General features: G+C 64.0%; 25 protein-coding genes. All 25 read left to right on the forward strand.

Going from position 1 to position 20,036, the window contains the following annotated elements; translation table 11 throughout:
• The first annotated feature begins 6 nt into the window (after nt 1-6).
• Nucleotides 7-435 carry a C-GCAxxG-C-C family protein gene (locus tag E4633_RS05255; protein ID WP_198419387.1) on the forward strand — a complete coding sequence of 143 codons (429 nt, stop codon included), beginning with the start codon at nt 7-9 and terminating at the stop codon, nt 433-435.
• Nucleotides 436-452: 17 nt separating this feature from the next.
• On the forward strand, nt 453-665 hold the full coding sequence (locus E4633_RS05260) for a YgaP family membrane protein (RefSeq protein WP_129124860.1): 213 nt from the start codon (nt 453-455) through the stop codon (nt 663-665).
• Nucleotides 662-1,492, forward strand: coding sequence for an MBL fold metallo-hydrolase (locus E4633_RS05265; protein ID WP_135869190.1), 831 nt, complete (start codon nt 662-664; stop codon nt 1,490-1,492). Before E4633_RS05260 ends, E4633_RS05265 begins: the two co-directional genes overlap by 4 nt.
• 25 nt (nt 1,493-1,517) lie before the next feature.
• Nucleotides 1,518-1,904 (forward strand): rhodanese-like domain-containing protein, encoded by a 387-nt coding sequence (locus E4633_RS05270; protein WP_135869191.1) that lies wholly within the window; start codon nt 1,518-1,520, stop codon nt 1,902-1,904.
• A gap of 39 nt (nt 1,905-1,943) precedes the next feature.
• Nucleotides 1,944-2,216, forward strand: a complete 273-nt coding sequence (locus E4633_RS05275) for a hypothetical protein (RefSeq protein WP_135869192.1) — start codon at nt 1,944-1,946, stop codon at nt 2,214-2,216.
• A gap of 108 nt (nt 2,217-2,324) precedes the next feature.
• Nucleotides 2,325-3,371, forward strand: coding sequence for a sensor histidine kinase (locus E4633_RS05280; protein WP_135869193.1), 1,047 nt, complete (start codon nt 2,325-2,327; stop codon nt 3,369-3,371).
• 127 nt (nt 3,372-3,498) lie between these two features.
• Complete coding sequence (locus E4633_RS05285; RefSeq protein WP_129124856.1) at nt 3,499-3,861, forward strand: response regulator; 363 nt, start codon at nt 3,499-3,501, stop codon at nt 3,859-3,861.
• Nucleotides 3,858-4,367, forward strand: a complete 510-nt coding sequence (locus E4633_RS05290; RefSeq protein WP_407925344.1) for a chemotaxis protein CheX — start codon at nt 3,858-3,860, stop codon at nt 4,365-4,367. The genes E4633_RS05285 and E4633_RS05290 overlap by 4 nt, the downstream gene beginning before the upstream one ends.
• 12 nt (nt 4,368-4,379) lie before the next feature.
• A complete protein-coding gene (locus E4633_RS05295; protein WP_135869194.1) occupies nt 4,380-5,381 on the forward strand; it encodes a response regulator in 1,002 nt (333 codons plus the stop codon).
• 162 nt (nt 5,382-5,543) lie between these two features.
• Nucleotides 5,544-7,643, forward strand: a complete 2,100-nt coding sequence (locus tag E4633_RS05300; RefSeq protein WP_246037915.1) for a tetratricopeptide repeat protein — start codon at nt 5,544-5,546, stop codon at nt 7,641-7,643.
• Between the two features lie 113 nt (nt 7,644-7,756).
• The gene (flgB, locus tag E4633_RS05305) at nt 7,757-8,176 is read left to right on the forward strand and encodes a flagellar basal body rod protein FlgB (RefSeq protein WP_135869196.1); all 420 of its coding nucleotides are present in this window, start codon (nt 7,757-7,759) and stop codon (nt 8,174-8,176) included.
• Entirely contained in the window at nt 8,176-8,613 is a 438-nt protein-coding gene (gene flgC, locus E4633_RS05310; RefSeq protein ID WP_135869197.1) for a flagellar basal body rod protein FlgC, read from the forward strand. Before flgB ends, flgC begins: the two co-directional genes overlap by 1 nt.
• Before the next feature lie 20 nt (nt 8,614-8,633).
• On the forward strand, nt 8,634-8,939 hold the full coding sequence (gene fliE, locus E4633_RS05315) for a flagellar hook-basal body complex protein FliE (protein WP_135869583.1): 306 nt from the start codon (nt 8,634-8,636) through the stop codon (nt 8,937-8,939).
• Between the two features lie 21 nt (nt 8,940-8,960).
• On the forward strand, nt 8,961-10,532 hold the full coding sequence (gene fliF, locus E4633_RS05320) for a flagellar basal-body MS-ring/collar protein FliF (RefSeq protein WP_135869198.1): 1,572 nt from the start codon (nt 8,961-8,963) through the stop codon (nt 10,530-10,532).
• Between the two features lie 29 nt (nt 10,533-10,561).
• Nucleotides 10,562-11,554 carry a flagellar motor switch protein FliG gene (gene fliG, locus E4633_RS05325; protein WP_135869199.1) on the forward strand — a complete coding sequence of 331 codons (993 nt, stop codon included), beginning with the start codon at nt 10,562-10,564 and terminating at the stop codon, nt 11,552-11,554.
• Nucleotides 11,541-12,251 carry a FliH/SctL family protein gene (locus E4633_RS05330; RefSeq protein ID WP_135869200.1) on the forward strand — a complete coding sequence of 237 codons (711 nt, stop codon included), beginning with the start codon at nt 11,541-11,543 and terminating at the stop codon, nt 12,249-12,251. Before fliG ends, E4633_RS05330 begins: the two co-directional genes overlap by 14 nt.
• On the forward strand, nt 12,241-13,548 hold the full coding sequence (gene fliI / locus E4633_RS05335; protein WP_246037916.1) for a flagellar protein export ATPase FliI: 1,308 nt from the start codon (nt 12,241-12,243) through the stop codon (nt 13,546-13,548). Before E4633_RS05330 ends, fliI begins: the two co-directional genes overlap by 11 nt.
• Before the next feature lie 194 nt (nt 13,549-13,742).
• Entirely contained in the window at nt 13,743-14,183 is a 441-nt protein-coding gene (gene fliJ / locus E4633_RS05340) for a flagellar export protein FliJ (RefSeq protein ID WP_135869202.1), read from the forward strand.
• Nucleotides 14,180-14,680 (forward strand): MotE family protein, encoded by a 501-nt coding sequence (locus E4633_RS05345; RefSeq protein WP_135869203.1) that lies wholly within the window; start codon nt 14,180-14,182, stop codon nt 14,678-14,680. The genes fliJ and E4633_RS05345 overlap by 4 nt, the downstream gene beginning before the upstream one ends.
• A gap of 89 nt (nt 14,681-14,769) precedes the next feature.
• The gene (locus tag E4633_RS05350; RefSeq protein ID WP_135869204.1) at nt 14,770-16,848 is read left to right on the forward strand and encodes a flagellar hook-length control protein FliK; all 2,079 of its coding nucleotides are present in this window, start codon (nt 14,770-14,772) and stop codon (nt 16,846-16,848) included.
• Nucleotides 16,849-16,861: 13 nt separating this feature from the next.
• On the forward strand, nt 16,862-17,527 hold the full coding sequence (locus E4633_RS05355) for a flagellar hook assembly protein FlgD (protein ID WP_135869205.1): 666 nt from the start codon (nt 16,862-16,864) through the stop codon (nt 17,525-17,527).
• A gap of 1 nt (nt 17,528) precedes the next feature.
• Entirely contained in the window at nt 17,529-17,921 is a 393-nt protein-coding gene (locus E4633_RS05360; protein ID WP_135869206.1) for a TIGR02530 family flagellar biosynthesis protein, read from the forward strand.
• 97 nt (nt 17,922-18,018) lie between these two features.
• On the forward strand, nt 18,019-18,903 hold the full coding sequence (locus E4633_RS05365) for a flagellar hook-basal body protein (RefSeq protein WP_135869207.1): 885 nt from the start codon (nt 18,019-18,021) through the stop codon (nt 18,901-18,903).
• Nucleotides 18,904-19,356: 453 nt separating this feature from the next.
• On the forward strand, nt 19,357-19,887 hold the full coding sequence (locus tag E4633_RS05370) for a flagellar basal body-associated FliL family protein (RefSeq protein ID WP_135869208.1): 531 nt from the start codon (nt 19,357-19,359) through the stop codon (nt 19,885-19,887).
• Between the two features lie 10 nt (nt 19,888-19,897).
• Nucleotides 19,898-20,032, forward strand: coding sequence for a hypothetical protein (locus E4633_RS20870; RefSeq protein ID WP_281276075.1), 135 nt, complete (start codon nt 19,898-19,900; stop codon nt 20,030-20,032).
• Nucleotides 20,033-20,036 lie beyond the last annotated feature (4 nt).

Genomic DNA, 20,036 nt, shown 5'->3' on the forward strand with positions numbered 1-20,036 from the left:
GTTGTAGTGTTTTGGCTCAAAAAGAACGTTGCTGAGGATGTGGAAGGCGCATCCGTTGCGGAAAAGGTCTCCACCGAGGCCGAAGGGTTCTACCGTTCCGGCAAGATGCATTGCGCTGAGGCGGTGCTCGCTTCGGTGAAAAATGAGTTCCTCCCCGAGGCCGGGGACGAACTGGTACATCTGGCTTCCGGTTTCGGCGGCGGCTCCGGGGCGGGATGCATTTGCGGCGCGGTGGCCGGCGGGACCATGGCCATAGGCCTCGTGGTCAAGGACCGGAAGCTTTCCGCCGCGCTCACGAAGGAGTTGCACCACTGGTTCAAGGAGCAGTACCGGGTCACCTGCTGCAAGGCCCTCACCGCCAACGGCAAGAAGCGCTGCGTCGAATTCACCGCCAACACCGCCGGCAAGGTTGCGGAACTCTTGCAGAAGAAGTGACCGGACAAGGAGGTTGTATGTACATCGACAGACTGCTTAGACTCATCGCCGGCACCTTCACCCTGATCTCCCTGGCGCTGGCCCATTACCACGATCCGCGCTGGCTCTGGTTCACCGCCTTCATCGGCCTCAACCTTTTGCAGTCGGGCTTCACCAACTGGTGCCCGATGATGACCATCCTGGACAAGCTTGGCGTCCCGAAGCTCCCGCCCAGGGAGTGCGGTAAATGATCTGCCGCATCAAGGTCCTTTGCGACAACACCGCCGGTGCACTCTCCGGCACGCTGGGGGAACACGGTTTCGCCGCGTTGGTGCAGGCGGGGGACCGCTCCCTTCTCTTCGACACCGGGGCGGGGCACACGCTTTTGCACAACGCCCAGCGCATGAACGTCGACCTGAAGGGGATCGACCAGGTCGTGCTGTCGCACGGGCACTGGGACCACGCAGGCGGTCTCTGGCCGCTTCTGCAGGTTGCCGGCCCGAAAAGGATACTCGCCCACCCCGGCATCTTCACCCGGCGCTACTCCGTGCGCGAAGGGACCGCCCGCTCGGTGGGGGTACCCTACTCCGAGGAATTCCTTGCCGGTCTCGGGGCCGTCTTCTCCTACAGCGACGCATTCCGCGAGGTGATGCCCGGCGTCTTCCTGACCGGCGAGGTACCGCGCAGGACCGTTTTCGAGGAAGGTGACGCGGGGCTTTTCTGCGACGAGGCGGGGTGCGAGAGGGACGAGATCAGGGACGACCAGTCGCTCGTCGTCGTGACCGGTAAGGGGCTTTTGATCCTTCTCGGGTGCTGCCATGCCGGGATGATCAACACCATCGAGCATGCCCGTGAGAAGACCGGGGTGGACCGGGTCTACGGGGTCGTGGGAGGGTGCCACCTGGCCTTCTCCTCCCAGCCGCAGGTCGATCAGACCATAAAGGCGCTCAAGAAGTACGGACTGAAGAAGATCTGCCCGGGGCACTGCACCGGGTTTCACGCGGCGGCCCGGCTCGCCCAGGCTTTCCCGGCAGGGTTCAAGCCGATGCAGGTGGGGTACGTGCTCGAAGCAGAATAGATGAATTGATAAGTGAGGATTATTGATGAGACTGTTTGCCGTTTTGTTTGCCGTAGTCGTACTCACCGCTTCCCTCTCCCAGGCCGTAGGGCTTGCCAACGTGACCTCGAAGCAGGCGCAGGCCGTGATGTCGAAGAACAAGAAGATGTTCCTGCTCGATGTGCGCACCCCGGACGAGTTCCGTCAGGCGCACCTGAAAGGTTCCGTGCTGATCCCGTTAGGCGAGCTGAACCGCAGGGTGCAGGAGATCCCGCGTGACCGGCCGGTGCTCGTGTACTGCGCCGTGGGCGCCCGCTCCGCCACCGCCGCGAGCTTTCTCGCCTCGAAGGGGTACCGCGACGTCTACAACATGACCGACGGTATCGTCGGCTGGTACCAGAACGGCCTGCCGCTGCAGCTGGGCGGCAAGTAGTTTTCCCCTCCCTGTCCCTCCCCCTCCTACGCCACCGCAATGCGGCCCGCAGGCGGGGGAGGGGACGCCGTCGCCTGCTACGGCTTAGCCGCCAGCGGCGCGATACCCCCGCTGATCGCACCTACCGCCCCACACTCTCCAGCGCCGCACCCACCGCCAGCCATCGCACAGCATCTACTAGCGCACCCACCAGCGGCCCGTGCCCGCTCGCACCCGGCGACCGCCACCCACCGGCAGTCCGACCAGTCCGACCAGTCCGACCAGTCCGACCAGTCCGACCAGTCCGACCAGTCCGGGCCTTCAGCCTGCTGACCTAAAACCTCCCACAATTCTGGTAAACTTTTGCGGTCCTTTTGGCTCAAGGTATGCAGACAGGTTCCGATAAGCCCAAGCAGGGCCTAGGCCCATGGTGGAGGTAGTATGCAGGAGCAACTTGAAAACATAACCGCTTCCCTGCTTGAGGAGATCGACTCGGGGGTGGTCTACCTGGACGCCGGCGGGAAAGTACTGCTCATGAACCGCCGGGCGGAGGAGATCCTCCACATCGGCCGCGCCGAGGTAGTCGGCAAAAGGGTGGACATGCTGCCGCTTCGGACGCCGGTCTACCGCGTGCTCAGCGAGAACGTGCAGGACGAGCCGGTGGAGGTGAGCATCGACGGCGCCGTGATCCAGGTCCGCTCCTCGAAGTTTCCCGGTGACACCCCGGGCGAACTCTTCCAACTGCGCGACATCAGCGCGGACAAGAAGGAGAAGCGCCAGCGCGAGGAGTTCGTGGCGATGATGACCCACGACCTCAAGTCGCCCCTTACCGTGATCATGGGGTACATGCAGGCGCTCATCGGGGAGATGCCCACCAAGATGGACCCCTCGCTGCACCTGTTCGTGAAGGAGATGGACAAGAGCGCCGCGAAGATGCTCTCCATGATCGACGACGTATTGGACGCCTACCGCCTGGAGGCGGGCCTCTTGCAGATAGACCGCCAACCGACCGACACCCGGGCCCTCCTCGAAGGATGCTGCCGCGACGGGGAACAGGAGGCGGCGGTGCACGGCTCCTACTTCCTGAGCGACCTCTGCGACGGAATCCCGACACTCGATCTTGACGCGAAGCAGATCGCCAGGGTCTTCGCCAACCTGATCGGCAACGCGGTGAAGTTCACCCCGCGCCGCGGCACCATCAGCGTGAGCACCACGGTCGAGGACGACCGCCTGCTCGTGGAGGTCGCCGACACCGGCATCGGCATCCCGGAAAACGAGCTGCCGCGCGTCTTCAACAAGTACTTCCGCTCCTCGGCGGCCCGCGGCTTCAAGGGGACCGGCCTGGGGCTCACCATCAGCAAGGCGATCGTCGAAGCGCACGGCGGCAGTATCCGTGTCGAGAGCACCGCCGGCAAAGGGAGCCGCTTCACCGTCTTGTTGCCGCTCAAGGGGGAGCGCACCACCTTCAGGCGCCAATTTAAAGGTTAAAGTTTCCAGCGATGACGGCCGATTAGGCACTCATCGGCCGTAAATGAAAGGCCATGCGGGCCAAACCGCAGCAGCAAAATAAAGCCGCCGTGTGCGCGCATAGATAACAGCCAAGGAGGATAACAGCATGGGCAACGTATTGATAGTGGACGATTCCTCGACCATGAGAAAGATCATTTCCCGCAGCCTGCGCCAGGCGGGGCTTCCGGTAGACGACATCTACGAGGCCGGCGACGGCATCGAGGCGCTCTCCGCCATGGAAGGCAAAACCATCGACCTGATCCTGTCCGACATCAACATGCCGAACATGGATGGGCTCGAATTCATCAAGTGTGTCAGGGGCAAGGGAGTGAACACCCCGATCGTCATGATCACCACCGAGGGTGGCGAGGACATCCTCAAGGAAGCGATCAGCAACGGCGCCAGCGACAGCATCAAAAAGCCGTTCACGCCAGACCAGTTGAACGAGAAGCTCGGAGGACTCTTATGATGTCCCTCAACCAGGAAATCGCTACCGCGACACACCTGCAGGAGGCGGACCTGGCCACTTACGTCATCAACGCCACCAAAGAGGTGTTCGAGACCATGGTGATGATGGCCCTCGAGGATAGTTATCCCCTGAAGGAGCCCGTCACCTCCTTTCACTGCTCGGTCACCGGCATGGTCGGCCTGGCAGGGACCTACACCGGCATCCTCTCCATCCACTGCCCGCAGCACCTGGCCCTCAGGATCACCTCGAACATGCTCGGGATGGACGTGGACGAGGTGGGGGAGGACGTGAACGATGCCCTGGGCGAGATCGCGAACATGCTCGGCGGTTACGTGAAGCAGATCCTCTCCAAGGGGGGGCTCGACATCAACCTCTCCATCCCGACGGTCATCTCCGGAGAGGACTACACGGTCAACTCGATGGCCGACAGCGACTGCGTCATCATCCCCTTCACCAACGAGGGTGACCGGTTCCTTGTCGGGCTCAAACTCAGGAAGGAAGTCTAGGCGGTAGATTCAATGGCCGGATTCGAAAAACTACAATCGATGCTGGATGCCGCGATGAAGCAGGCGGGCGAGGAGAGCGGCATGCTCCTCGGCCAGGCCATGTCCGTGGCGGCTTCCGATGTCCTGAACACCAACCGCAAGAGCTACCTGGGTGACGAGGACAACCCGATCTACGTGGTCGGGGTGGAGTCGCGCGAGGCGTATCCGGGCTTCTTCTACCTCCTCTTCTCGCTGGGCGACACCATCGTGATGAGCTCCATCCTCCTTGGGATCCCGGGGCCCAGGATCCAGGAGAAACGCAGGCTTTCCATCCAGGAACCGGACGACGTGGACGCCTTCGGCGAGATCGCCAACCAGATCATCGGCTCCTTCAACTCGGTGTTCCAGCCGAACCTCCCCGACAAGGTGCACCTGAAGCTCCTTCCGCCGCAGAAGTACGTGCCGGGGACCGATCCCCTCACCGACGACGTCCCCTTCCCGGACGGTGAATACCTGATGTATCGTGCCCCCCTGCAGATCGAGGGGCATGAGATGAACATGGTGGACATCTTGATCCCGCACCCGCTGGCGAACCTGTTCGATCCGCAGCCGGAAGAGGCGGCGGTCGAGGCGGCCGCGCCCGAGGCTGAGGCGGCGGTCGAGGAGGCGGCTCCCGTGGCCTCCATCCTGGTGCTCGGGGACGACGACGGGCGCCGTGAGCTGGTGGAAGGGCTTTCCGACAGCGGCATGAACCTCATCGACGCCCCCCTCGGGGCCGATCTGCCGGGCCTCTTCGCCCAGGGGGAGGTGAGGGTCGCCTTCATCTCGCTCAAAAACATCACCGACCGCGACCTCGCCATCTGCAAGCGGGTGGTGCCGCTCGTGGACCGAAGCGGCGGCGCCGTGCTCCTTTGCGCCCACGAATGGACCAGGACCGCGGTCCTCAAAGCGCTCAAGGCGGGCGTGAAGGGTGTGGTGATGCCCCCCTTCGAGCCGCACGAGCTCACCGAGAAGGTGGCGAAATTCCTGCACTGACGCACGAGTCAAAAAAACATCCCCCGCCGCAGTTTTTTTGACTGGCGCGGCGCGCCGAACCCCCTTTCGCCGCCGCCGGAAAAACCTCCCCAGATAAAATCGTGCAGTATCGGCAGCTTAGCATGTCGGCGCGTTCCGCGCCGCTACGGCATGCCTTTTGCCATGCACTCTCCCATGATCCGCTTCCCGCGCAAAACCAGACCGTGGCTCCTCCTGGGGCTCGTCACGACGCTCTTCGCCTGCGCGCTCCCGACGGGCGCCTTCGCACAGCAGCAAAATAGACTGCTGCGCATCGCCGTATATCCCCACCAAGGGTTCACCAGGGTCAGCCTCTCTTTCCTCTCTCCACCGGATTACACGCTGCGCGTCCTCCCCGGGCGGGTCCGGCTCGAGGTGCGCGATGCCGACGCCCCGAGCTTCAAAAAGCTGCGCAACCTGAACGACCGTCTCATCGCCGGTGTCAATGCCTCCGAGGCGCGCGGCGTACTGAACGTCTCGGTCCCGGTGCGCGTGGCCGATGCCACGGCGCAGGCGGTCTCCTGCGCCAACCCGAGCGTCCTTTCCATTGACATCGGGCCGGCGATGAAGCGCGTGAATCCGGTGGACATAGCACCGGGGCGCGAGCCGATTCTAGCCGGCACCGAACGCTTCGTGCGCGATTTCGACGCCGAGCCGGGCGGGGTTCCCTTCTCCCCGACGGATGGGAAACTCCTGAAAGAACTCCTCCCCGAGGGGGAGGCGCTTTTGTTCCAGCAGGGGGAAAGCCTCCTGTACCGGGACCGCGCCGAGGAGGCGGTTAACGTCTTCGCCGTGTTCGACAAGAAGGGGGACCGCGTGAAGGCGCTCGCCTCTTACCGCTTGGGCGAGGCATACGAGAAGCTTGGACGGCACCAGGAGGCGCTTGCCTCCTTCCGCAATGCCGAAGCCCTCTGGCCCGGGTACCTGAACCAGGCGCCCGAGCTCATGCAGCCCTACTCCGACGCTCTAGCGCGCACCGGCGACTTCCCCGGTGCGAGGAGGATGCTGCTGCACCTCATGGACCGCTACATCGGCACTCCGTACCAGGCCGAACTTTTGAACCGGCTCGCCGACCTGATCGAGCGCAACGGACAGAAGGAGGCGGCGCTCGCCATGTACCGCAGCGTCGTGATGTACGCGCATGGGAGCGCCGCCGCGGGTCGGGCGCGCTTAAAGCTTGCCGACCGGGCACTCTTCTCGATCTCGCGCGACCGGTACCGGCAGCTCCTCACCAAGTACCAGGCCATCTACGGCGAGCCCGGCGACCCCTCCTCCCGTGACGAGGCGCTCTTCAAGATGTCGCTGCTGCTGGCGCTCTACGCCCCCCCGAAGGATGCGCTCGAAGCGGCGGTGACCTACAACCGGCGCTACCCCCGCGGCATCTTCTCCACCGTCCTCAGCAAGATGCGCGAGGAGATCCTGTTCCCCGTCTACCAGGAGGCCGCCGCGGCCGGCAACGACGACGCGCTCGTGCGCCTCGCCATGGACAACCGCGAGTACCTCTCCCGCTGCTTCGGCGACGCCGGCTTCGCGCCGCGGCTCTCCCAGGCCTTCGAGAAGACCGGGAAGACGGCGCAGGAGCTGGAGCTCTTCAACTACCTTGACGGCAAGAACTGGGCGGCTTCGAGCGCCCCCTTCATGCTTTCGCGCATGGTGGACGATGCGGTCGTTTTAGGGAACGCGCCGCTGGCCGAGTCGACGGCGCGCGACTTCCTCGGGCGCTACCCGCGCGACCCCAATCTCGGCAAGGTGCGGGAGCAGCTCGGGCGGCTCGCCTTCGAGAAGGGGGACCTTCCCGGGACGGCGGCGCAGTTGGCCTTCCTGAAGGCGCCAAAGGCCAAGGCCTCTCTCCCCGACAGCGAGTACTACCTCGGCAAGGCGCTGCAGGCCGCCAAAGACCACGGCGGCGCGGTGCGCAGTCTCGTCCGTTTCACGACGGGCGCGAAAAGTGGCAATCCCCTCCTCCCGGACGCCTACTACAACCTCGCCGTCGAGCTCGCCGAGGTGAAGGACTACCCGCACGCCCTCGCGGCCTGCCAGGTCGGCGCCAGCGTCGCCGGCGGCGAAATGGTGGGTCAGTTCCTGTTCAAGGCCGGGGAGCTGCAGGTAAAGCTCGGGGCGGTGCGCGAGGCGAAGGCGAGCTGGGAGAAAGCGACCGGCATGGGCGGGACCTGGGGCAAGCTGGCCGGCGAGGCGTTGAACGACCTCAACTGGCGCATGAAGATCGCTGGAGAACTTCCCTGACTCTGTCAGAAATATGACTTTGTCGTTGCTGGCGCGTGCAAGCTGCCGATAACACGGACCTGTCGCGCTGGTACGGCTTTTGCTGCTGCAGCTTGGCGACAAGGAGGAAGCACATGCCTGTACAAGGAATTTTCGGGACGACCGTTGAACTTCTGGGGAAGACCCTGGATCTCAGGGCCAAACGGCAGACGATGATCTCGTCGAACCTCGCCAACGTGGAAACCCCCGGCTATACGCCCACCGACGTCTCTTTCGAGAGCCAGTTGAAGAGCGCCATCAAGGGAGGGGCGAAGGAGAGCGGGGTCACCAACCCGCGCCACATCCCGCTCAAGGGGCGCGCCGCGTCGCTTGAAAGGGTGCAAGGGGACGTGGTCGAGGTCGACACGCGCACCACGGGGCCGGACGGCAACGGCGTCGAGATGGAGACCGAGATGGGGCGTCTGGCCGAGAACCAGATCATGTACAACGCCAGCGTGCAGCTCCTCACCAAGAAGTTCGATGAGTTGAAGCAGGCGATAAGGGGTACCTTATAATGGACTTTTTCACCTCGATGGACATCAGTGCCTCGGCCCTGGCCGCGGAGCGCACCAGGATGAACCTCATCTCCTCCAACCTGGCCAACGTCAATTCCACCAGGACCGCGGAAGGTGGCCCGTACCGGCGCAAGGACGCGGTCTTCACCGCCACTCCGCTCAAGGAGGCCGGCTCCTTCGGCGCGGCACTCTCCCGCGCCAACGACGCCCGCAGCGTCCAGGTGACCCAGGTGAACGAGGACCAGCGCCCCCCGAGGCTTCAGTACGAGCCGGGGCACCCGGACGCAGACCCGAACGGGTACGTGGCTTATCCCAACATCAACGTCGTCGAGGAGATGGCGGACATGATCACCGCAAGCCGCAGCTACGAGGCGAACATCACCGCGACCAACGCGGCGAAGAGCATGGCTCTCAAGACGCTCGATCTGCTGCGCTAGCGAGGAGGTAATCAATGGCAATGGAAATTTCGGCACTCACCAAGGTAGACGGCCTCTCGCAGGCGTTTCCCGCCAAGGAGGCGCAGGCCACCCAGGCCAACCCCACCGTCGGCTTCGGCACGTTCCTCGAGGAGATGGTTTCCAAGGTGAACGAGCAGCAGGCGACCGCCGACAAGTCGATCCAGGCGATGGCGACCGGCGAGGGGAAAGGGCTGCACGAGGTCATGCTCGCGGTGGAAAAGGCGAACATCTCCTTCCAGCTCCTGACGCAGGTGCGCAACAAGGCGGTCGAGGCGTACCAGGAGATCATGAGGATGCCGGTATAACCTGCATAACTTGGAGACACCATGCCGGAAGGGCTTAAAAAATTGCTGGAACCTTTTCTCGCTCTGTCGACCGGGAAGCGGCTCGTCGTCGGGGGGGTGGCGCTCGTCTCGCTCCTCGCGTTCGCGGCGCTCATCACCGTGGCGAACAAGACGGACTACCGTCCGCTCTTCGCCAATCTGACGAGCGAGGATGCCGGCGAGATCGTCAAAAAATTGAAAGAGCAGAAGGTGCCGTACCAGATCACCGACGACGGCAAGGCGATCATGGTCCCCTCGGACAAGGTCTACGACCTGAGGCTCTCCATGGCGAGCGACGGACTCCCCCAGGGAGGCGGGGTAGGGTACGAGATCTTCGACCGCAAGAACTTCGGCATGACCGAGTTCGTGCAGAAGCTCAACTACCAGCGCGCCCTGCAGGGTGAGCTCTCGCGCACCATCGCCCAGATCGCCGGGGTCGAGTCGGCCCGCGTGCACCTCGCCATCCCGGAGAAGACGCTCTTCAAGGACGCCGAGAAACCGGCCACTGCCTCGGTCGTGCTCAAGATGAAGTCGAACCGCGGCCTCAGGGATTCCGAGGTGCAGGGGATCGTGCACCTGGTCGCCTCCTCCATAGAGGGGATGGACCCCGAGCAGGTGACCGTGCTGGACAGCCGCGGCAAGATGCTCTCCGGCAACACCGCCTCCGACCCCGCCAGCAAGCTGACCGGATCACGCCAGGAAACCCAGAGGAACTTCGAGAAGACCCAGGAAGACAAGCTGCAGAGCCTTCTGGACCGCGTGGTCGGCTCCGGCAAGTGCGTGGCCCGCGTCACCGCGGCCTTCGACTTCAAGCAGGTCGAGAAGTACGAGGAGCGCTACGACCCTGAGTCCGCGGCGGTCAGAAGCGAGCAGAGAAGCGAGGAGAAGGGGGGCACGACCACCACCGCGAGCGGCGTCCCGGGAGCGCAGACCAACCTCGGGCGCACCGCGCCGGGCGCCGCGGGGCAAAGCGGCGGCGGTTCCAAGACGGACGAGACCCTTAACTACGAGGTGAGCCGCTCCACGGCCCGCATCATCGAGCCGGTGGGGGCGCTTTCCAAGGTGTCGATCGCCGTGCTGGTGGACGGCAAGTACGACCTCCCCGTCGGCGCCAAGCCCGGGGCGACCCCGAAATATCAGCCGCGCACCCCGGACGAGATGCAGAAGATCGAGGCGCTGGTGAAGAGCGCGGTCGGCTTCAACGCCGAGCGCGGCGACCAGGTGACCGTGGCCAACATCCCCTTCCAGGAGACCGGCGAGGGCGCGGGTGAGAAACCCCAGTGGTACGACGCCCCCATCGTGCAGGCCCTGATCAAAAACGGCCTGATCGGGCTCGGCTTCCTCGCCCTGATCCTGTTCGTGATCCGCCCGCTTCTGAAGACGCTCAAGGTGGAGAAGCCCGCTTCCTCCTTCATGCCGATCCAGGACGACGCCGAGCAGGCGCACATGCTCGAGATGCAGAAGCTTGCCCAGGAGAAGATGCGGGTCACCCAGATCGAGCTGGTGGAGAAGGTCAAGCAGGACCCCTACCAGGCCGCCCAGATCCTGCAGAACTGGCTGACGCGCAAGGACTAGATGAAATCCACGACCCCTAGAGGTGCAGCATGACCGGAGCCGAAAAGGCCGCCATACTCCTTTTATATCTGGGCCCCGAGGCGACCGCCAAGGTCTTCGGCCACATGGACGACGGCGACATAAAGAGGATCAGCCAGAGCATGTCGAAACTTGGCCACGTGCCGCGCGAGGAGATCGCGTCGGTGGTGGAGGAGTTCACCGACATCACGAACCCCGAGACCGGCTTCTTCTCCCAGGGGGAGGAGTTCGTCAAGAAGATCCTCGAGAAGGCGCTCGGCCCCTTGCGTGCCGAGACCCTGCTGCAGGAGATCCGCACCTCCGGCATCGGCGACATGGCCGACCTCCTCTCCACCATGGACCCCCGCACCATCGCGAACTTCTTTTCCCAGGAGCACCCGCAGACCATCGCCGTGGTGCTCGCCAAGCTGAAACCTAAGCAGACCAGCGAGATCATCTCGCTCCTGCCGCAGGAGCTGCAGGCCGAGGTGGTGATCAGGATCGCCGAGGTCGACCAGGTCTCCCCCGAGATCCTCGCCGAGATCGACGAGGTGATCCGGGTGGAGCTGACCGCCCTGGGCGGCGTGCAGCGCTTCAAGGTGGGGGGCGTCGAGAAGGTGGTCGACATGTTCGCGCATCTCGACAGAAGCCGCGAGAAGAAGATCCTGGACAAACTCGATACCATGAACCCGCCTCTGGCCGAGGTGATCAGGAAGCACCTCTTCACCTTCGAGGACATCTTCAAGCTGGACGACCGCGCCATCCAGTCCATCATGCGCGAGGTCTCCAACGATACCCTGACCCTCGCCATGAAGACTTCGCCGGACGAGGTGAAGGACAAGATATTCCGCAACATCTCCAGCCGTGCGGCGGAGATGATCAAGGAGGACCTGGAGGTCATGGGGCCGGTACGCCTCTCCGACGTGGAGAAGGCGCAGAGCGAGATCATCAAGATCGTCCGGAAGATGGAGGAGGAAGGGAAGGTGGTCATCGCCGGACGCGGGGCGGAAGATGTCCTCGTCTAAGATCATCAGGAAGGGGCTCGAGTCCCAGACCTTCATCCTGGAGCCGCTCGGTAACGAGCTGGTCCCCCCCCCGGGGCAGGACGTGTTCCGCCAGGTTTCCCTGGCCGGCGAGGAGTCGTTGCCGGCCGAGGAAGAGGAACCGGAGGTTCCCCCCGTCATGGTCCCCGAGGAGGATGCGCTCAGGAGGATCCAGCAGGCGCACGCGGAAGGGATGAAGAAGGGGAAGCAGCAGGCCGAGGAGGATCTTGCCAAGGTGAGCGAGGCGATGGCCCAGGCCCTCCTTGCCACCGGCGCGGTGCGCGGCCAGCTCATGCACGAGGCGGAGGAGGACCTCTTGAAGCTCTCGGCGATGATCGCCCGCAAGGTGATGATGCGTGAGCTCACCATCGATCCGGGTCTGATCGCGAACCTCGTGCACGGCGCAGTGGAGCTTGCCGCCGACGAGGGGGAGATCGTGGTGCGGCTGAACCCGGAGGAGTACCAGGTGGTGGCCTACTCGCCCCAGTTCCAGGCACTCACCCGGGACCGCAAGAAGATCGTCCTGCGCGAGGACCCGACGCTTGGCCCCGCCGCGTGCGTGGTGGAGACGGTGCGCGGCAACATAGACGCCGGCTTCGACGCCCAGCTTGAGGAGATCATGCGCCGGCTTTCCGAGGAGAGAAACGCGCGGCGGGAGGATGAAAACGGTGGGGATTGATCTGGCACGCTACCTGCCGGTAGTCGAGGCGGCCAAGCCGGTGCGCTTCAACGGGAAGGTGACCCAGGTGGTGGGGCTCGTGATCGAGGGGTTCTGCCCGGAGACCGCGGTCGGCAGCGTCTGCGAGGTGCACTCCGAGGGGCACGCGCCGATTCCCGCCGAGGTGGTCGGCTTCCGCGAGAACAAGACCCTGCTCATGCCGCTTGGCGAGCTGAGGGGGGTGGGGCTTGGCAGCGTCATCTCGGTCCGGCGCGAAAAGGCGGCCCTGGGGGTGGGACCTGCCCTTCTGGGGCGGGTCATCGACGGTCTCGGGGACCCCATCGACGACAAGGGGCCCATCGAGACGGTGGACGAGTACCCGATCTACGCGCTGCCGGTGAACCCGATGAAGCGCCGCCCGATCAGGAAGCCCCTGAACCTCGGCATCCGCGCCATCAACGGCCTTTTGACCTGCGGCGAGGGGCAGAGGGTCGGCATCATGGCGGGCTCCGGCGTCGGCAAGTCGACCCTTCTCGGCATGATCGCCCGCTACACCGAGGCGGACGTCAACGTGATCGCCCTGATCGGCGAGCGCGGCCGCGAGCTGCGCGAGTTCATCGAGAAGGACCTGCAGGCGGAGGGGCTCAGAAAATCGGTGGTCGTGGTGGCAACGAGCGATCAGCCGCCCCTGGTGCGCATGCGCGGCGCCTACATAGCGACCACCATCGCCGAGTATTTCCAGGCGCAGGGGAAGAAGGTGCTCCTCATGATGGACTCCGCCACCCGTTTCGCCATGGCGATGCGCGAGGTGGGGCTTGCCATCGGCGAGCCCCCGACCACCAAGGGGTACACCCCGAGTGTCTTCGCCGCGCTCCCGAGGCTTCTGGAGCGGACCGGCAACTTCCAGGGCGGTAGCATCACCGGCCTATACACCGTCCTCGTCGAGGGGGACGACTTCAACGAGCCGATCTCCGACGCGATGCGCAGTATCCTCGACGGGCACATCATCCTCACCCGCGAGCTTGCCGCCCGCAACATCTACCCCCCGATCGACCTCTTAAACAGCGCGAGCCGTGTCATGAGCGACGTGACCACGAGGGAACACCGGGCGCTTGCCGGGCAGTTCAAGGAGACCCTGGCGACCTACCGGCAGGCCGAGGACATGATCAACATCGGCGCCTACAAGGCGGGGAGTAACCCGAAGATCGACACGGCGGTGGCGAGGATGGACCGGATGGTCGCGTACCTGAAGCAGGACGTGGCCGACGAGGTGAATTTCGAGGAATCGATCGAGGCGCTCGCGAGGATCTTTGAGTAGCACACTTTATGCAGCATGCTCTGCGGCCCCCGGCCGCGTGCCGGGATTTTGACACGCCGCCCTCGGCAGTATCAGGAAATAGTTGAACACGCCACGGGGGGTGGGCTGAATACACCCAGTGGAGCTTGCCCACCGTAGCCTTGGCGGAGGTGGGTAGCCTTGGCGAAGGTGGGGCGGAGGTGGGAGGAAAGACCATGGCAGGACAGGAATTCAGACTCGAACAGGTGCTCAAGTTCCGCAAGGAAGTGGAGAAGATGCACCAGCTGGAACTCGCTGCGGCGAAGCAGCAGCACGAGAACGCCAGGGATCGGCTGAAAAACGAAAAGGCCATGATGGAGCAGCGGGAAAAGGAATGCGCCGAGCGCCAGATGAACGGCATCGAGGCGAAGGACCTGCAGCTCTACGGTGACTTCTCCAGACGTAAGAGCCAGGAAATCCTGCAGTTGCGGGAGAGCCTGGTGGTTCTCGAGAAGGCGGTGCAGGAAAAGCGCGAGGCCCTTTTGGCCGCGGCGAAGGAAAAGAAGGCCCTTGAGGTTTTCAAGGAGAAGAAGATGCGGGACCTGAGGATGGAACAGCTGAACCGGGAACGCGCCTTCCTGGACGAGATCGCGGTCCAGGGGAGGGGGCGTAAGTGAAAGGGGTGTTACGGACCGCCGCCGTCGCGCTCGTCGCGCTACCGCTTTTAAGCGGTGGTGGGGAAGGGCCATCGGTGCAGGCGGCCGAGGTGAAGAACCCTCCCCGCTCCGCGGCTTCCGCAGAGGCCGCGGCACTCGAGGCGAAACGGCAGCAGCTGGCACAGAAGGAAGCGGCGCTGAACGCGAAGGAGGCTGAGCTGAACCGTCTCTCCGCCAAGCTCGACGCCAGGGTCGCAGAACTGAACGCGGCCAAGAAGGGGATCGAGGAGTCGCTTACCGCGAAGAACAAGCAGGACGACGAGCGCTACAAGAAAATGATCAAGATCTACAAGGGGTTGAAGCCGGAGGAGGCGGGTAACCTGCTCAACAAGCTGAACGAGAAGATGGTGATCCAGATGCTGAACCAGATGGATCAAAAGACCGCCGTCAAGCTCATCCCCTTCATCAGCCAGCCGCGGGTCCTTGAATGGACCAGGCTGAACCTCGCCGGCAAGTAGGCGAAGATACGGAATGAACCGCTCGTCCGGGCGGATTCGACCGGCGGTGGATACCGCCGTAATGCCAAACAAAAAGGAGGTGATACGAGATGATGATTCAAAACGCAGCATTTATTCCAGACGCCTTCCCGGCGGCTCCGGCTGGGACGGCAACACCAGCGGCACTTTCAGGTGCAGTAGGCTTCCAGCAGATGCTGCAGGGGAAACAGGCGCAGGCCTCAACCCAGGACAAAGCGGAGGCGAAGCAACCGGCGGCGGAAAGCAAATCCGCGAAGGAAACCGGTGCGAAGGCCGAAGCGGCACCGCAGCCCGAGCGGCGCGAGGCGGCCGCTGCTTCACGCAGCATCCAATCCGGTGAGTCGTCGCAGGGCGCCCCCCGCAAGGGAGCGGTTTCCCACGAGGGGGGACCGGCCGTAGCGAGGCGACGCCAGGAGCAGACGGTTTCCGAAGGCGCGGCAGCGCAGGAAGAGGTCGCCGCGACCGCGGGGACTCGGGACGAGGCACCTTCACAAAAGGTGGCGGCGACCGAGGACGCGGCAACACCCGTGCAGGACACTGACTCTACCGACCTGGTGCGGTCGGCGCAGGAAAACGTCCCGGCGGGGCTCAACCCGGACCCTAACCCGGGACTGGTCGTCGCGATGGCGCAAGTGGCGTCACACCAGGAGCAAAACCAAGGCGTGGGCAACGCCGACGAGGCGGGCGCTCAGGCGCTCTCCAGGCTGGAAGCCCTGCAGCAGCGGCTGCAGCAGCCTGATGCTGAGTCAAAAGGTCCCCAGGGCGGGGAGCCCGAGGCCGCACAGGCGGTGAAGCAGGAAGTCGGGCAGGAAGCGAAGCAGGAAAAAACCGGAGACCGGCCTCTTATGGGCGCGGCGACCGGAGCCGAAACAGGCCAGAAGGCCGAGGCGGCGCAGCTTACCCGCGAGGAGCGGGGAGCAAAGGTTATCACTCCGACGGGCGCCACAGAAAGGGCGCAGGTCGAGAAGCCCCAGGCGCAGGAGGCGTCCGGGAAGGTGGCGCAGCCCAAGGAGCTTCCCGAGGCGGCCAAAACATCCGTCGTTGCCGATCAGACGGCAGCGGCAGAGCGTCTCTCCGCGCGGCAGCAAGGGGAGGGGCGGTTCGTCGCCATGCCGGTACGCGACCTCTCCGGGCAGACGGCGGAGAACGCGAAGACGGCGGCAACTGCTGTTACCGGCGACACGGCAACCGAGGCGATGGCCCCGACACAGGGGGACGCTGCCACGGCGACCAAGGAAACCTCCAGCGCCGTTGACGGCGCGACCCGGGAAACGACGGGAGAAACGACGGCAAAGCAGGCAGCGGTCGAGGTCAAGGTGGCCTCCGGCGAGGGCAAGAAGGAGAACGTTGCCGGCGCGGATCAGCAAACGACCCAGGCTTCCGCCGACGCCGATCCCGCGACTGGGAAGGCCCAGCAGCACAGGGAGATGCGCCACGGCGAGTCCCCCGCAGGCAAGGAAGGGCGCGGCGCTGAGCAGGCTTTGCAGGCCGGCGCGGCGAAGAACTCCGGCGAAGAGGTTTCCGGCACCGGACGTGCAACACCCGCGGCAAGCAAGCTGACCCCGGAAACGGGTGCGCTTCGTGAGGCTTCGGAAGGCCATGGCGGCGGGACGCAGCAAAAAGGCGAGCAGCAAAACGGGCACATGCTCGGCGCCGGGGTAGTGGCGCAGGGCAACACCGCCGACACGGTGCCTGTCGAAGCGAAACAGGCGCAGGCAAGAACCCAGTTGCACGAGAGCATACTGGCGCAGGTAAAGGAAGGGGTGGTGACCCATGACGGCAAGGGGAACGGCCAGATGAGCATCCGGCTGAACCCGGGTGAACTGGGCGAGTTGAAGATCCAGGTCCGCATGGAGAACAACCGGCTGAACGTCGAAATCCAGGCCGACAACCGGATGGTCAAGGACCTGCTCCTTGGCAACCTCGACTCCCTCAAGGAGGCCCTTTCCGGCAAGAATCTCACCATGGACGGTTTCAACGTCTCCACCGGCGGTGGCGGCTTCAACGGCCCGCTCAACGAGGAGAGAGGGAACCAGAAACAGCAGCAGCCCCAAAGGTTCGCCAGGGGTGCAGGGTACGACGGCCAGGATGCACCGCGAGTCAATTATCTGACTGCCGAGGTCAACAGCCTGCTCGACGTGAGATTCTAAAAAGGAGGAAGGCATGATTACCGATGCAACATCGGCGGCAAGTACCTCGCAGGCGGCGGCCGCCATGAAACAGGCAACCGGGATGAACAAGGACGACTTCCTGAAGTTGTTCGTGACCCAGCTGCAGAACCAGGATCCCCTGAATCCGCAGGACGGCACGCAGTTCATCTCCCAGCTGGCCCAGCTGACCCAGGTCGAGCAGGCCTACAACACCAACACGAACCTCCAGAGCATCTTGTCCCAGGGGAACAACGCGGGAACCCTCGCGGCGGTATCCCTGATCGGCAAGGAGGTGGAGGCAGCCGGTTCGCAGGTGGAGCTCACCTCCGGGAGCGCTTCCACGGTCAACTACAACCTGGCAAGGAGCGCCACGACGGTCACCGTCTCGATCCTCGACGCCAACGGCAAGGTGGTGAAGACCATCGACGGCGGGTCGCAGGGCATCGGGAACAACAGCGTGAGCTGGGACGGCACCGACAGCTCCGGCGCGACGCTCACCCCGGGCGCTTACAGCTTCAGCGTCTCGGCAAAGGATGCAACCGGCAACACGGTCACCAGCACGGGGCTGGTGCGCGGCAGGGTGAACGGCGTGGACATGTCCGGAGCCACACCGGTACTCTCCGTCGGATCGCTCAAGCTGAACCTTACGGATGTCACTTCGGTAGCCGAGGGGGCCTAGGATGATCGACAACAGCATCCTCTTTCCCCAACCAATCCAGGCACCGGTAAAGCCCAACGCGAACGGGAACAAGCCCGCCGCCAAGGGAACCGGGAGCGGCACAGCGTTCGCCCAGGTCCTGGACCAGAAACTCCCGGGTCAGCCGGTAAAGCTGTCGCAGCACGCCCAGGAGCGCCTGAAATCCCGCGGCATCACCCTCTCCGACGCCGACATGAAGCAGTTGGAAGGGGCGGTGGACAGCGTGGCGCAAAAAGGCGGCAGGGAGTCCCTGATCCTGATGGGGGACGCGGCCCTCGTGGTAAGCGTCAAAAACCGGACAGTCGTCACCGCCATGGATCGTCAGGGGATGAAAGGAAACGTTTTCACCAACATCGACTCGGCAGTATTTTTCTAAACACGACAAACGAAACGGGCTGGCCCTCCAGAAGGAAAGCCCGCGGGACACCGACCGACAGAGGCGTCCCACAACCTAAGCCCAAGGAGGCAAAAAAATGAGCGTTACTTCCGCACTGTTTACCGGCGTTACCGGTCTCATCCAGAACGGCGAAGCGATGAACGTTATCGGCAACAACATCTCCAACGTCAACACCGTAGGCTTCAAGGGGGCAAGGACCCTCTTCTCCGATATGCTCTCCCAGAACGTCGGCGGGGGCTCCCAGATCGGTAAAGGCGTGCAGATGCAGGTAGTGCAGAACATGTTCAGCCAAGGCTCCACCCAGACCTCGGAGAACGTAACCGACCTCTCCATCCAGGGGAACAGCTTCTTCGCGCTGGCACCGCCGACCGCGACCTTCCCCATCGGCACCCAGAATTCCGCTTTTCTCTCCCGCGCCGGCGCCTTCCAGGTGGACAACAACCTGACCCTGGTGAACCCGGACGGCTACCAGGTGCTCGACACCCAGGGGAACCCGATCAAGTTCGTGAACTCCGGCACCGCGCCGACAACCGACTTCGGCAAGATCATCAGCGTCGACAACTCGGGGCTCATCACCTACCTCGCCACCGACGGCATCACCCAGAACTACTACAACACCTCCGGGGCGGTCGGTGTTCCTGCGACCGTCGCGAACGCGGCCACCGTGCAGCGCCTTGCCCTGGTCACCGCCTCCGATCCGACCGCCCTCACCAAGATGGGGGGCTCGCTCTACCAGGCGACCACCGAATCCGGCGTTCCGACCACCGCCTTCTCCCTTGCCTCTAACAAGGCCAACGGCGTGAGCGAGAAGATCCTCTCCAACAGCCTCGAACAGAGCAACGTCGACATGGCGAGCGAGTTCGTCAAGATGATCATCACGCAGAGGGCCTACTCCGCCAACTCCAAGACCATCACCACCACGGACCAGATGACGCAGGAAGTCCTGCAGCTGATCCGCTAGCGAAACCGGGGGCGCGGCGCAAGCCGCGCCCCCAATCCTTCCCCGCGTCAAAGCCGCCCCCGACGTCGTAGCTCTGACACCCGCGTCCCGCTCACGCGCGCCCGCTCTTTCCGCGCTCCATCCCCTTCGTTTCCGCTCCCGTATCCCGCATGCCGCGGGAAATGCGCTCCCTGCGTCGCGTGCGCCGCACCGGCAGCCTGGAGCAACTGCGTGCCGGTCAAAAAGTTGACCCGGTTCCGGCCGCCGCATAGGGGGGGCTCATTCCCCGGCACATCACGATACATAGTGATATGGTGCAACGCGCCGTAACATAAGGGTTTGCAAGGCGTTCAGCCGGTGCCGCCCGGCGCCCGTGCCGTCATAACAGGCGCGGCTTCGCGGATCTGGCATCTCGGTTGCAAGGGTGTTCAAACCGAATACACCAGCTCTCGCTGTTTAAAAGGAGAACCCAGCATGGCCGAACCGGCAAAGGCCCCAGAGACCCCAGAAAAGAACAACAAGAAGCTCTTCATCATCATCGGCGCCGTGGTGGCGGTCCTCGCCATCGGCGGGGCAGCCGCCTTTTTCATGGGAGGAAGCAAGAAGGAGAAAGCTCCCGAAGGCGCAAAGGTCGAGGCGAAGGCGGAAGGTGGGGAGCATGGAGCGCCGGCCAAGGAAGGGGGCGAGGGGGGGGCTGCCGTCGGCGGCACCATTTACCCCCTGGAGCCCTTCATCGTCAACATCTACGACGGTCAGGAACTGCGCTACTTGAAGATCAAGGTGGAGTTCGAGATGGCCAACCCCCAGGCCAAGGGTGAGCTGGACGCGAAGCTCGCACCGCTTCGGGACGCCATCCTCATCCTCCTGACCACGAAGACCATGCAGGAGATCCAGGACCTGCAGGGGAAAAACCAGCTGCGCGAACAGATCCTCGCCGCCGTTTCCAAGGTGGTGCCGCCCAGCAAGATAACCAAGGTCTATTTCACCGACTTCGTTGTGCAGTAGGGGGCTTTCGATGGAAAAAATCCTCACCAAGGCAGAGATCGACGCCCTCGTGGCGGCCGTGTTCAGCGGGACCCTGGTCCTCGAGCGCGAGCTCCACTCGGAAAAGACCGCGCGGGTTCGCCGCACCGAATACGTGGTGCAGTAAAAGG

This window comes from Geomonas terrae, assembly GCF_004791675.1.
In the GTDB taxonomy this organism is placed as follows: domain Bacteria; phylum Desulfobacterota; class Desulfuromonadia; order Geobacterales; family Geobacteraceae; genus Geomonas; species Geomonas edaphica.

Excerpts from the sequence above, each read along its gene's own strand:
- E4633_RS05295 (WP_135869194.1), top strand. The coding sequence starts at position 4,380 with ATGGCCGGATTCGAAAAACTACAATCGATGCTGGATGCCGCGATGAAG.
- E4633_RS05330 (WP_135869200.1), top strand. The coding sequence starts at position 11,541 with ATGTCCTCGTCTAAGATCATCAGGAAGGGGCTCGAGTCCCAGACCTTC.
- fliJ (WP_135869202.1), top strand. The coding sequence starts at position 13,743 with ATGGCAGGACAGGAATTCAGACTCGAACAGGTGCTCAAGTTCCGCAAG.
- E4633_RS05265 (WP_135869190.1), top strand. The coding sequence starts at position 662 with ATGATCTGCCGCATCAAGGTCCTTTGCGACAACACCGCCGGTGCACTC.
- fliG (WP_135869199.1), top strand. The coding sequence starts at position 10,562 with ATGACCGGAGCCGAAAAGGCCGCCATACTCCTTTTATATCTGGGCCCC.
- E4633_RS05280 (WP_135869193.1), top strand. The coding sequence starts at position 2,325 with ATGCAGGAGCAACTTGAAAACATAACCGCTTCCCTGCTTGAGGAGATC.
- E4633_RS05350 (WP_135869204.1), top strand. The coding sequence starts at position 14,770 with ATGATGATTCAAAACGCAGCATTTATTCCAGACGCCTTCCCGGCGGCT.
- E4633_RS05260 (WP_129124860.1), top strand. The coding sequence starts at position 453 with ATGTACATCGACAGACTGCTTAGACTCATCGCCGGCACCTTCACCCTG.
- E4633_RS05270 (WP_135869191.1), top strand. The coding sequence starts at position 1,518 with ATGAGACTGTTTGCCGTTTTGTTTGCCGTAGTCGTACTCACCGCTTCC.
- E4633_RS05290 (WP_407925344.1), top strand. The coding sequence starts at position 3,858 with ATGATGTCCCTCAACCAGGAAATCGCTACCGCGACACACCTGCAGGAG.
- E4633_RS05360 (WP_135869206.1), top strand. The coding sequence starts at position 17,529 with ATGATCGACAACAGCATCCTCTTTCCCCAACCAATCCAGGCACCGGTA.
- fliF (WP_135869198.1), top strand. The coding sequence starts at position 8,961 with ATGCCGGAAGGGCTTAAAAAATTGCTGGAACCTTTTCTCGCTCTGTCG.
- fliE (WP_135869583.1), top strand. The coding sequence starts at position 8,634 with ATGGAAATTTCGGCACTCACCAAGGTAGACGGCCTCTCGCAGGCGTTT.
- E4633_RS05365 (WP_135869207.1), top strand. The coding sequence starts at position 18,019 with ATGAGCGTTACTTCCGCACTGTTTACCGGCGTTACCGGTCTCATCCAG.
- flgC (WP_135869197.1), top strand. The coding sequence starts at position 8,176 with ATGGACTTTTTCACCTCGATGGACATCAGTGCCTCGGCCCTGGCCGCG.
- E4633_RS05285 (WP_129124856.1), top strand. The coding sequence starts at position 3,499 with ATGGGCAACGTATTGATAGTGGACGATTCCTCGACCATGAGAAAGATC.
- E4633_RS05300 (WP_246037915.1), top strand. The coding sequence starts at position 5,544 with ATGCACTCTCCCATGATCCGCTTCCCGCGCAAAACCAGACCGTGGCTC.
- E4633_RS20870 (WP_281276075.1), top strand. The coding sequence starts at position 19,898 with ATGGAAAAAATCCTCACCAAGGCAGAGATCGACGCCCTCGTGGCGGCC.
- E4633_RS05370 (WP_135869208.1), top strand. The coding sequence starts at position 19,357 with ATGGCCGAACCGGCAAAGGCCCCAGAGACCCCAGAAAAGAACAACAAG.
- E4633_RS05355 (WP_135869205.1), top strand. The coding sequence starts at position 16,862 with ATGATTACCGATGCAACATCGGCGGCAAGTACCTCGCAGGCGGCGGCC.
- flgB (WP_135869196.1), top strand. The coding sequence starts at position 7,757 with ATGCCTGTACAAGGAATTTTCGGGACGACCGTTGAACTTCTGGGGAAG.
- E4633_RS05275 (WP_135869192.1), top strand. The coding sequence starts at position 1,944 with ATGCGGCCCGCAGGCGGGGGAGGGGACGCCGTCGCCTGCTACGGCTTA.